12 protein-coding genes and 1 tRNA gene are annotated in these 11688 nt (G+C 38.0%); 7 read left to right on the top strand and 6 right to left on the bottom strand.

Translation table 11 applies throughout. From position 1 onward, the window contains the following. Positions 1–383 precede the first annotated feature (383 nt). The 5 genes from BLS64_RS02455 (at position 384) to BLS64_RS02430 (ending at position 4803) form a co-directional block, all read left to right on the top strand. A complete protein-coding gene (locus BLS64_RS02455) occupies positions 384–1619 on the top strand; it encodes a site-specific integrase (RefSeq protein ID WP_093111370.1) in 1236 nt (411 codons plus the stop codon). Positions 1620–1756: 137 nt separating this feature from the next. After that, positions 1757–2488 (top strand): hypothetical protein, encoded by a 732-nt coding sequence (locus BLS64_RS02450; RefSeq protein ID WP_143019260.1) that lies wholly within the window; start codon positions 1757–1759, stop codon positions 2486–2488. A 112-nt stretch (positions 2489–2600) separates the two neighbouring features. After that, a complete protein-coding gene (locus BLS64_RS02445; RefSeq protein WP_093111366.1) occupies positions 2601–3278 on the top strand; it encodes a hypothetical protein in 678 nt (225 codons plus the stop codon). An 80-nt stretch (positions 3279–3358) separates the two neighbouring features. Further along, complete coding sequence (locus BLS64_RS02440) at positions 3359–3658, top strand: helix-turn-helix domain-containing protein (protein ID WP_093111364.1); 300 nt, start codon at positions 3359–3361, stop codon at positions 3656–3658. Positions 3659–3963: 305 nt separating this feature from the next. Then, a complete protein-coding gene (locus BLS64_RS02430) occupies positions 3964–4803 on the top strand; it encodes a rolling circle replication-associated protein (RefSeq protein ID WP_093111360.1) in 840 nt (279 codons plus the stop codon). On the opposite strand, the gene BLS64_RS02425 is transcribed toward BLS64_RS02430, so the two are convergent. The 3 genes from BLS64_RS02425 to mce all read right to left on the bottom strand — a co-directional run bounded on the left by BLS64_RS02425 (position 4800) and on the right by mce (position 7574). Further along, the gene (locus BLS64_RS02425; RefSeq protein WP_093111358.1) at positions 4800–6758 is read right to left on the bottom strand and encodes an ATP-dependent nuclease; all 1959 of its coding nucleotides are present in this window, start codon (positions 6756–6758) and stop codon (positions 4800–4802) included. The two genes, BLS64_RS02430 and BLS64_RS02425, sit on opposite strands and share 4 nt — an antisense overlap. Before the next feature lie 123 nt (positions 6759–6881). After that, positions 6882–6955, bottom strand: a tRNA-Ile gene (locus BLS64_RS02420). Positions 6956–7127: 172 nt separating this feature from the next. Continuing rightward, positions 7128–7574, bottom strand: a complete 447-nt coding sequence (gene mce, locus BLS64_RS02415) for a methylmalonyl-CoA epimerase (RefSeq protein ID WP_093112269.1) — start codon at positions 7572–7574, stop codon at positions 7128–7130. 143 nt (positions 7575–7717) lie between these two features. On the opposite strand from mce, the gene rbfA reads away from it, so the two are divergent. Beyond that, a complete protein-coding gene (rbfA, locus tag BLS64_RS02410; protein ID WP_093111356.1) occupies positions 7718–8113 on the top strand; it encodes a 30S ribosome-binding factor RbfA in 396 nt (131 codons plus the stop codon). Positions 8114–8119: 6 nt separating this feature from the next. Further along, complete coding sequence (locus tag BLS64_RS02405; protein ID WP_093111354.1) at positions 8120–9316, top strand: ABC transporter permease; 1197 nt, start codon at positions 8120–8122, stop codon at positions 9314–9316. Between the two features lie 174 nt (positions 9317–9490). On the opposite strand, the gene BLS64_RS02400 is transcribed toward BLS64_RS02405, so the two are convergent. The 3 genes from BLS64_RS02400 to dusB all read right to left on the bottom strand — a co-directional run bounded on the left by BLS64_RS02400 (position 9491) and on the right by dusB (position 11446). Continuing rightward, complete coding sequence (locus tag BLS64_RS02400) at positions 9491–9793, bottom strand: type II toxin-antitoxin system RelE/ParE family toxin (RefSeq protein ID WP_093111352.1); 303 nt, start codon at positions 9791–9793, stop codon at positions 9491–9493. Then, entirely contained in the window at positions 9786–10037 is a 252-nt protein-coding gene (locus tag BLS64_RS02395) for a type II toxin-antitoxin system ParD family antitoxin (protein ID WP_093111350.1), read from the bottom strand. Before BLS64_RS02395 ends, BLS64_RS02400 begins: the two co-directional genes overlap by 8 nt. 416 nt (positions 10038–10453) lie before the next feature. Then, positions 10454–11446, bottom strand: a complete 993-nt coding sequence (gene dusB / locus BLS64_RS02385) for a tRNA dihydrouridine synthase DusB (RefSeq protein WP_093111348.1) — start codon at positions 11444–11446, stop codon at positions 10454–10456. Positions 11447–11688 lie beyond the last annotated feature (242 nt).

Here is an 11688-nt window from a genome sequence, read left to right as displayed (position 1 = left end):
TTTCTTTTGGAAGAAAAACTTTATGATTGAAGGAAGATTCTTATATCTGAAAATGAGGGAGTTGTAAATGTGGTAAAGGTTCTTTGAAAAGCGGCAAAAGGAGTTGGAATAGAGGGCAATAAAAGGGAAGTGGGAACTTGGGGAGCCGAATATAAGGTGCACAAACAAAAAATCCCCGCCATTGGCGAGGATCTAATTTCGTGGTCCCACCTGTACACCATGAAATTTTACTGCATTTTATCTTATTTTCTTTATTAATACAGGTTTAGACTATATTTTAAAGGGTTTACAGGATAAAGCAAAAACAAAGATAACAGCATTAAATTAAATTTATTCGTCCCCTCATTCGTCCCCTGAATGATTTTTTAGAATATATTTGTTCCATGGCAAACGCAAAATTTATCCTCAAAGAACCAAAGGCAAAAGAAGAGACTTTGATCTATATGCTGTTTAGGTATCAGTATAAAAGATTTAAATATTCAACAGGAGAAAAGATTCTTCCTAAATTTTGGAATGTTGACAAACAGAGAGTGAAAGAAACTAAACAGTTTAGAGAATATCCAGAGTTTAATGCTCGGTTAAATAATTTTGAAACTGCCATAAATACTGCATTTCGAAAACTTTTGAATGACGGAATTCAGCCAAATAATACAATCCTCAAAAAAACTTTTGAAGCAGAACTTTCAGGGAATATTCTTCAAGGGAATAAATTAACTCTCCTTGAGTTTATAAAAAATTACATAGAGGAAAGTAAAGCTCACAAAAAAGAAGGAACAGTAAAAGTTTACACAACTGCCTATAGATATTTAAAAAAGTACTCTGCTTATCTCAATAAAGAAATAGACTTCCATTCAATAAATTTAGAGTTCTACAATCAATACGTTTCCTTTCTATCTCTCGAGCATAAACTTGCCTCTAATACAGTTGGAAAACATATCAAGACATTAAAAACATTTATGAATGAAGCTACTGATAGAGGTTACAATACAAACCTAGCATTTAAAAAGAGAAAGTTTAAAACTCTTAGGGAAGAGTCAGATTCTATCTATCTCACACTTGATGAACTTGAAAAATTTGAAAAGCTTGATCTTTCTGCCAGTCCTCGTTTAGAAAAAGTACGAGATCTTTTCCTGATCGGGTGTTATACAGGTTTAAGGTTTTCGGACTTCACGCAGATAAAGCCAGAAAATATAATAACAGAAAAATCTATCATTCAAGTAAGGACTCAAAAAACAGGAGAAAGAGTTTCTATTCCTTTGCACAAGACAGTTAAAAAGATTTTAGCTAAATATGATAATCATCTACCTAAAGCCTATACTAATCAGGTTATGAACAGGTATTTAAAAGATGTGGCATCTTTAGCAGGTTTGAAAGAAACAGTAGAAACTACAATTACAAGAGGTGGAAAAGTAGAAAAAACTCTTTCTAAAAAATATGATCTTGTTTCCACTCATACAGCAAGAAGAAGTTTTGCCACTAATTTGTATTTAGCGGATGTTCCCAGTATATCAATAATGAAAATCACTGGTCATAAATCAGAAAGATCATTTTTGCAATACATTCGGGTAACTCAAGAACAGAACGCAGATAAATTAGTAAATCATCCATTCTTTAACTAAAGACAAAAACCTGAATAATAGGCACATTCCTTTCTAAAATAAAAAAATTAACAGGGGGGTAGGGTAAAAGAGATCTCAGTTGTTTTATATTTAACAAGAAGTTAATTTATTTTTTAACAAACCTAAATCTATTTAAAATGAAACACTTATCCTTTTCACTAATGATGATCCTAGCCGTGAGCTTCGTCTCTTGTAGCACAGAATCCGAACCTACCACAGAAGCACAGGTGGGAGTTGAATTCAACACAGTTCAATCGGCTTTAACAACTCAAGCCATAAGCAAAGAGTCCCAACTAAAGCAAGCTGCCGCTGGTACTCTTACATTTTCTACAGGCCATATTGCCATTAGCAGTTTGGAATTCGAAGTAGAAGCAGAAAATGATTCTATAGAAATAGAATTCGAAATAGAACAAAATACATTGATCGATTTCGCTACAGGAACCACAAATCCTGATATTAATTTTATATCTATTCCTGCAGGAACCTATGAAGAAGTTGAGGTGGAAATAGAATTAAGTGAAGGATTAGAACAACCAGCTATTCGTCTTTTCGGAACTTATGTGGCTCCAGACGGAGTAGAACATGACATCCGATTTGATTTTAATTCTGAGGAAACTTTTGAAGTTGAAAGAGAAGGATTAATTTCATTTGCAGAAGCCCAAGTAGCTATTGCTCAGGTCACTTTTGATCCTGTGGCATGGTTCATGGAAGTTACTGATGAGCAGTACGCCAATGCAACTAAGAACGAAGCAGGTGTTATAGTTGTTAGCTCTACTGAAAATACTCATATTTTTGATGTCGTTGCTGATGGTCTTGATTTAGCAAGTGATGTAGAAATGGAAGATGAGGATGAGGAGGATGAGATATAAGTATTAGGTCTTAAAATAAAAGAATAGCACTCATTAGATTTAATGGGTGCTTTTTTTATTTTTACTAAAGAGTATCACCAATTACGCATTAATTCCAATACATTCTCTTTTAATGATTCTTACCACTCTTTCTGACCTCAAAAAGTCTTTCAAATCTGCACTCGAAAAGTCTTCAGAAAAACAATACCTGATAGAAAATGAACTTCGAGAAATAAACAATTTTGTTACTAATCTGCCAATCCCAAGAGCTAAAAGAAATATTTTTTCTAAATATTATTCTATTCCTAAAGGAACAGCAATCTTTGATCTTGATATTCCTTTCGAGTTTCGAAGAACGTTTGCTGAAGCTTTCAATAAAATTATAATAACTGGAGAACTTGAAGAGGTTAAACTTCACTCTGAATCTGACCAGGCATTTCTTTTCCGTAAGCAAATCTCACAACAGGCTTTAGAATTTGTAAAATATTATAAATGGTTAAACGAATTAAAAAATAAGCCACAGACACTTCCTAAAAAATCTTCTTTAGACCATAAGGAAAAACTTCTAGCTCTGCATTATTTGGGATTGGATTTAAGCAAATTTGATAATAAAAAAACGTCTAAGATTCTTTCGGAGATTATAGGCCATAGCGAAGAAAATACTAGAAAATACTTATCCTATCTCACTGCAGGGAAAAATAATGTTCGAACTCCTAAAACACTAAAGATCACACTTAATCTCTTTGAATCACAAGGTTTTGATGAAATATCAAACACTATAAAATCTGATTTAGAAAAGATCACTAAATAACTTAGTGGTTACCACTCGAACTACCACACGCACCTTCTCGCAACATATTTGCGCCATAAATCAATTAAATAAGATTAATTATGGCAAAAGTATTATTGCACACATTCGAACTCTCCGACATAAAAAAAGTCGTTGAAGAAGTTCTTGAAAGAAAACTACAAACTTTCATTCCTCAAGAGAAAGAAAAGCTCACTCTCTTAACTAGAAAAGATACCGCGAAGCTTCTTTGTATATCTCTTCCCACTCTCCACGATTGGACTAAAAATGGAACTATTAAAGCTCACAGAATAGGGAACAGAATTCTCTATAAACTGGAAGAGGTTAATGAGGCACTTAGTCAAATTCAATCATCAAATAATGGAAGGGGGTTAAGATGCTAAAAAAGAAAAATGATTATTCGGTTATAGTCTATTTTGAAGATGGCACTTCCCCTAAGAAATGGATGTTTGTTCATAAACTAAACGGGTTTAAGATGTTTCTCAACAAAGAACATCCCACTTGGCAATATATGAATGTTTACAACAGAAGAACACGTGCTTTCATGCGTCAATTCAAGAGAGATAGTTTCATTCCTCCATTCATCCAAGAGTAAGTTTTTTTTTAACCTTTAAAAACAGCACCATTAATATCTACCCTCAATTAAAAACCTTTAAATGGTATTTATTAATGTGCAACGATTCCGATTATGATAGTCAAGAATACTTATGGAACTAGTGTCGCATTTTCAACTCGTCAATACGGTGTAGTTCCAAAAGAAGAATTTTCAGGTTCAGCATTACAACGCAAAAAACCAGATCCAGATAAGAAACCAAAAAAGAAAAAAGTAGTGAGTGTGGAGAAAAAAGAAATTAAACTTCGTACTCTTTCAAGAAGATCAAAACAAAAGATCAGAAAGAAAATTACCTGCTTTGCGAGATGCTATAAACGATTAAGTTTTGTTACTCTAACATTCTTAAATAAAGTCTCAGATGAAGAAGCAGTAAATATTCTCAGGAAGTTCTTAGATAATGCAAAAAAGAGAAGTAGCGACTTTGAATATGTTTGGGTGGCAGAACGACAAACAAAGAATGATGCCTATAAAGGGAATGTTCATTTCCATATGATCACTAATAAATACTGGAAAATTGAAAAGTGGTGGAACTACTGGATAGACCTACAAATCAAGAATGGAATTAAACCTAGAAAGAAAGATTTTAAGCCCTCTTCAGCATTTGATGTAAAACAATTAAATTCTAGCAATATTAGGTCAATAGCTTCTTATGTTACTAAATATGTAACTAAGAACGATGCAAAGTTTAAATGTCAGGTTTGGAACTGTTCTAAGCGTGTTTCAGAGCTTTATACAGACTTTTATACTACAACAGAGTTTACCGACCAACTCAAGCGCTTAAATGCAATACTAAAAGAGTTTGAGGTGAAAGATCACAGGGAACAACCGTTTCTTAATATCAAAATGATTGATCTAAACAGAAAGACTTTGCCTTTATATAGAAGATTGGATGAAAAGAATAAAACTAAGTCTTAATTATCTTTTTCCTCAATCAGATTGGAACGAAGAAGGATCTCCTCCACTATATGTGACAACTCTTTAAATTCTGGAGAGGTTTTCCATTTTTCATATTCGGTATTCGACAACAGTGCAATTACGTTGGTCAATTTCTTACTCTTAAAGTCAGAAGGAAAGTATTCCTCGATGTCCCCCTGTTTTAAAATATAATTTCTTAAACTTTTCTGATCTTCTAAAAAATTCCAAAGAATTTTTTCTTCACCCTCATTAAGATCAGATTTTAGTTTTCTCCTGAAAGATTTAATATAATTCCATAAATTTTGTAATTGTGAAATCTCCCCTCCTTGTATAGCTTCATCCATTGCTTTTACCAATGTTTCTCCATCCTTACTTTTTGGATTTTTAATCACATCCTTTTTTATTTTTTTTTCATCCGTTATAAAAAAAGATTTTATTTCTTTAGTCCCCACTTCATTGATAAAGTCAAGATCACTAATAAAGAAATTTGGCACATTCACCATATCTAAAAAATTTCTGAAATTTTGAATGTTATGTTTCCCCTTTATTTCAATAATCTCAATAATTTTAGTTACACCTAAATTTTCTAACTTATCCTTCAGAATTTTTTGAAATACTAACCTATCAGTAATTCCTTCCACTAAGATAACGACATCTGCAAAGAATAACTTTTCATTGTTTGTACTATTTACGATATGAAGAATGTCTCGGAGTTTAAAAGTATGGTTATCTTTCAATGTTACTTGCCGACTAATGTTATTTTCATCTTTGTAAATTCGGAATATATGATTTAAAGATTTATCATTGATAAATGTCGGTGAATGAGTTGAAACAATAAATTGGTTTTTGGTAATTGTAGCAAGTTCAATAAATAATTCAAGCAAGACATTTTGCCATCTAGGATGTAAATGAAGTTCTGGTTCATCTATCACAATGATGCCATTTTTCAAATTCAGTGCAAAGATTCCAAGCATAAAATTAATTATCTCCTTTTCCCCAGAACTAGCCTGATTTATATAAAACTGTTTATCCTCCTTTGTTAAAATAATTTCGTAGATATTTTTATTCTTATCTACTAGTTTAAGATTCCATCCATACCCTAGTTTTCCTAAGTACTTCGAAACCAATTTCACCTCATCATCCTGTTTCCACTTCTGTTCATATCCTTGATTTGAGGCTTCATCTTCGAATCTTCTTCTCTTCTCAGCAAAATAAATGGTTGCGAGCATAATTAAAGAAAACACAGACTTTGAAGTAGCATCCGAATGTGATTTTAGAATTCCATAGAAATTTTGGGCGGATAAATTAGCCTGTAGATTCTGCAAATTTGCTCCTCTGTATGGACTAAAAAAGAGATAATTAGTGTTTAATTTAACTTCTGGGATGTCTCTTATTAAAATAAGGAGAAGTTCAAAGCAATTAAGATATTGAAGAAAAGTTCTTTCTTCTTCAGTCAAGTTACTATTTAACTGATTATTTTTAATGTTGTACGTCAGGATATCATTTTCCTTAAGAGAACCTGTCTTCCAATTTTTGACACTATCTAAATAATGCTTCTGATTTTGCCCAAATCTGTATTTAAGTAATTCCGCCTCAAGTTTACCAATATTTGACTGGATAGTCTGAATATTCTGGATATCCTCTTTTTGTATTAAAAACTGAAAGATTATTTCGGAATCACTATCATCTCCGTAAAATTTGTCTAAAGAATAACCGACATTACTGAATGAAAATGCGGGTTGAATATCCTTATAGAAGCCACTATTATCAGTCCCTTCATTAAGCGTAAATGTTTTAAGAAAGAAATGCCGAATACAAATGGTGATAATATCTAATAAATTACTTTTACCACTTCCGTTGGGGCCGATTAGAATATTGAAGTCTTTGTTAAAATCTACTATTATTTGTTCTTTAAAACTTTTAATGTTCTTGACTTCGATCTTATTTATTTTCATATTCTATTTGATTGGGTTCAGTAAATATATAGTATTTCTCCCATTGTCGTCCCCTCATTCGTCCCCTGAAATAAAAAAAGCCCTACAAACGTACTGTTCATAGGGCTTCTAAAGTGTATTCTGTGGTCCCACCTGGGCTCGAACCAGGGACCACCTGATTATGAGTCAGGTGCTCTAACCAACTGAGCTATAGGACCGCTCTGGTGCTCTAACCCCCCGATGTGTCGGGAGAGCTATAGGACCGCTTGGTGCTCTAACCATCCCGATAACTATCGGGAGAGCTATAGGACCAATCTCAAACGCTGTTGAGAGCGTGCAAATTTAGATAACTTCTGTTTACTTAACAAGCATTTCAAAAATATATTTTACCTAATCCTCCCATACCTCATCGCCCTCGGGAAGGCGCTCGGGCTCTTCGGTGATCTCCTGGCACAGCTCCACCAGCACCCCGTTGGCTGACTTCGGGTGCAGGAAGGCCACGAGCTTGTTGTCGGCCCCTTTTTTTGGTTTTTCGTTCAGGAGCTGATACCCTTCTTCCTTAAGCCTTTTCATTTCGGCTTTAATGTCGTCTACTGCAAAGGCGATATGATGTATCCCCTCCCCTTTCTTGTTCAGGAACTTGGCGATGGGGCTGTCTTCATTCGTGGCGGCCAGCAGCTCGATCTTGCTCTCCCCCACCTGGTAAAATGCGGTTTCCACGCCTTCGCTCTTCACTTTTTCGGTCTTGTAGCATTCGGTGTTCAAAAGGGTTTCGTAGGTCTTTCCGGCGGCTTCCAGGTCTTTTACGGCAATGCCTATGTGTTCTATCTTGTTCATGTCGTCTTCGGTTTTCTGTTGTCGGTTAAAAAATTTCAGCTGTTGGCTATTGGCCATTGATGCCAAAGGCCAACAGCTAAAAGCTAACAGCTTACTTGCACGAATTTAAGAATAATCACATTTAAAAATGTTATTTTTGCGTTATGGAAGAGACAAACAGACAAAAGAAAATTGGCGGAGTTTTACAGGAGGACCTGGCGGCTATACTGCAGGCCCACCTTAGGGACGCGGGGAAGACGGGTATATTGATCTCTGTTTCTAAGGTGAAAGTAACGACCGACCTTTCACAGGCCAAGGCGTACCTAAGCATTTTTCCGGCGAAGAACGCGCAGGAACTGCTCAAGGAAATCAATATCCTCAAACCACAGATAAAGCATGAACTGGCACAGCGCACCAAAAATCAGCTGCGCCGTATGCCCAACCTGGATTTCTATATAGACGACTCGCTTGATTATATCGAGAACATTGAGAAGTCAATGAAGGGGGATGAAAACCCTATCGAGGATCCCGATCTGTTGTCCAGAAGGAAAAAATCCTAAGCAGGCTTGAATTTCCCCTTTTACATAGCCCGGCGGTACCTGTTTTCCAAAAGCAGCAATAACGCCATCAACATCATTACCTTTATCGCGGCTATAGGGGTCTTTGCAGGGGCTTTTTCCCTGTTCATCGTGCTTTCGGGCTTTACCGGCCTCAAAGACTTCAGCTTATCCTTTTCAAACAAGTACGATCCCGATCTTAAGGTGCTTCCGGAGAGCGGCAAGACCTTCAATTTCTCTTCGGAAGAAGCGCAACGGCTCCAAAAGATCGAGGGGCTGCAGAAATTTTCCGAAGTGATCGAAGAAAGGGTGTTCCTCAATTTCAAGTCGAAGAACAAGACGGCCTACATCAAAGGCGTGGACGAGAATTACCTGCGGGTGAACCAGCTGGACAGCGCCCTGGTGATAGGCGCGTGGTTCGTACCCGGGGAAAGCCAGGTGGTCATTGGCAACACCATTTCAAGGGAACTATCCCTCGGGCCTTTTGATTATTCGGGCCTGCTGGAGATCCTGGTGCCCCGCCCGGGTACGGGACAGGTTACCGACCCTACCAACGCATTCAATTCGGAAAATGCGGTGGTTTCCGGAATTTACAGCATCAACGAAGACCTGGACGATAAATTCGTTTTTTCAGACATTTCCTTTGCCCGTGACCTGCTTGACCTTAAGCCGAACGAATTAAGCGCGCTGGAACTGAAGCTTTCGCCCACGGCCAATGTAGAGATGGTGCAGCAGGCAGTCCGTGCTGCCATAGATGATCCCGTGCAGATCAAGAACCGCGCGCAGCTGAATGACGCGCTTTACAAAATGCTCAACACGGAAAACCTTGCGGTTTACCTGATTTTCACGCTGGTATTGATCATCGCCCTGTTCAACGTGGTGGGCTCGATCATTATGGTGATCCTGGACAAGCGTGAGAACATCAAGACGCTTCACAGCCTGGGAGCCACGCCGGTGCAGATAAGGAACATCTTCTTTGCGCAGGGAGTTTTCATGACGCTGCTGGGCGGAGTGATAGGGCTCGGTTTTTCGATATTACTTGTGATGCTGCAACTGGAATATCAACTGGTGATGATCACCCCAAGTCTTGCCTACCCCGTGGCCATTACTTTTGAAAATATTCTGATCGTACTGCTCACCATCGGAGCCCTGGGGACGTTGGCTTCCTGGATCGCGGCCAGCCGAAGTAAGAAGGCGCTCGGTTAGACGTTAGACGTTAGACGTTAGACGTTAGACGTTAGACGTTAGACGTTAGACGTTAGACGTTAGAAAGCTAAAATTTCCCGATTAGAATTCAGGATTGCTTCGGATAATTATCATTTTATTATTAACCATTTTCAGGTTTTCCTCAGATGTGCAATGTTTACGTGAAGAAAATTATCACTGCTCAGTGAACCTGTTTTTTAAATCCATCCGTCCGTGTAAAATCCTTGTTATCTCCAATTTGTCACTGCTTAGTTTGCGGTAGAATATGATATGGCGATTAGCTTTAATCCCATAGAGATCAGGTCTTATTAAATCATATGATTTGCCCAGCGTTGGGTTGTCAGCTATGTATTGACAGCTGTCGAGCAGAAAATGGTATAATCTATCTGCTTGTTCTTCTGACCAATTTTGAAAGGTATAATACCAGATTTTATTAAGATCTTCAACGGCTTTTCTGGTGAGATAATAATTAGCCATTAACCTTATGGGAAGTTTTCAGTATTTTAAGGTTTTTTGCTGCATCAAAATCCTGTTCAATACCACTGTCTATTCCTTCCTGAATGGCTTTTCTCAAAGCGGCAGTTTTCTTTTCTTCGGTCTCCAACAATCGCAATCCGGATCGGATCACTTCACTAACATTTTTGTAGCGCCCGGTAGAAACCTGCTCCTGTACGAACTTGTCAAAATATTCTCCCAGTGATATGGAGGTGTTCTTTCCCATGTCTCAAACTTTTTAGAAAGATACCAAAAATTGGTATAAATCACTTTTTATAAACGGATGAAATTTATTACGCTTAAAAAAGCGTAATTATGTCCATAATGAACCAATTCCCTTTTTTGTTTCCTGCAGATCTCGTTGATCACCGCCAATTTATTCACACAAGGCAAAATAAGGTAGAAATAAGAGCACGAAGAAATTCTACCGTCTACCAACTAGCCAATTTGTTTCTCGCAGAGACCGCAGAGGTTATGTGCAAAGCAAGCAGAAGTGATCTTTTAAATTTGGTGCAATTTGGAATTAAAATCAGGTGCTTTTTTCCATTTAACCAATCCCCAATTAACTATTCTCAAGTTAACCACAACTCATAGGACGCAGAAAAATGTACCATTTGGAATTTGGTATATGTAATTTATACCTTAAGCAAACTGATAATCTGCAAAATCCTTTTCCACCTCGTCAAAGGCCGCGAAAACATCGGCAGCATCATCGCTGGTCACCATTTTTTGGCGGTACTCCTTGAAATGCGGAATTCCCTTGAAGTAGTTGGTGTAATGTCGTCGGGTCTCAAAAACCCCGAGCTTCTCCCCTTTCCAGTCAATGGACATCTGCAGGTGCCTGCGTGCGGCGTCAAGCCTTTCCTGCATGGTTGGCGGCGATAAATGTTCGCCGGTCTTGAAGTAGTGCTTCACTTCCCTGAAGAACCAGGGATACCCGATGCTCGCCCTACCTATCATCGCGCCGTCAAGTCCGAACTTATCGCGCATCTCTACGGCTTTTTCGGGGCTGTCAACGTCTCCGTTGCCGAATACCGGAATGTGCATCCGCTGGTTGTTCTTAACCTCGGCAATCGGCGCCCAATTGGCTTCCCCTTTGTACATCTGCACGCGGGTACGCCCGTGGATGGAAATAGCGGCTGCTCCAACATCCTGAAGTCTTTCGGCTACCTCTACGATCTTGATGGAATCACTGTCCCAGCCAAGACGGGTCTTCACGGTCACCGGTAAATTAGTGTGCTTCACCATAGCCTCGGTCAAGGAGACCATCAGCGGAATGTCTTTTAAGATTCCCGCACCGGCGCCTTTTGAAACCACTTTTTTTACGGGACATCCGAAGTTGATATCGATGATATCAGGGCCCGATTTCTCCACGATCTCTACAGACTGCAGCATGGATTCCAGGTTAGCCCCGAAGATCTGTATGCCTACGGGTCTTTCCTTTTCGTAAATATCGAGTTTCATCACGCTTTTGGCCGCGTCACGGATCAATCCTTCTGAAGAAATGAATTCAGTATAAACAACATCGGCGCCCTGCTCTTTGCAAAGGGCGCGAAATGGCGGATCGCTCACGTCTTCCATTGGTGCCAGCAACAATGGAAATTCTCCTACATCTATGTTTCCTATTTTAGCCAAATCAATTGTTTTTTGGGTTGCAAAAATAACGAAATTAATTCAGTTGCAAAGAAGTAGAGTTTTAGTGCCACGAATGCACGAATAACTTATATCTAAAAAGCTTCTGATTTCTTAATTATGACGAAAAGGTTTTTGGAATTTGGGGCTCGTAATATGGGTCTTACCCATTACCCGCAGATATAGCTGATTTTCGCAGATCATGAAACTATTGTCATTGCGAGGAGGTTGGAAACCGACGAAGC

The organism is Salinimicrobium catena (genome assembly GCF_900102915.1).
GTDB lineage: Bacteria > Bacteroidota > Bacteroidia > Flavobacteriales > Flavobacteriaceae > Salinimicrobium > Salinimicrobium catena.
The sequence above is the reverse complement of the archived record's forward strand: the minus strand, read 5'-3'. Positions and strand labels throughout refer to the sequence as shown.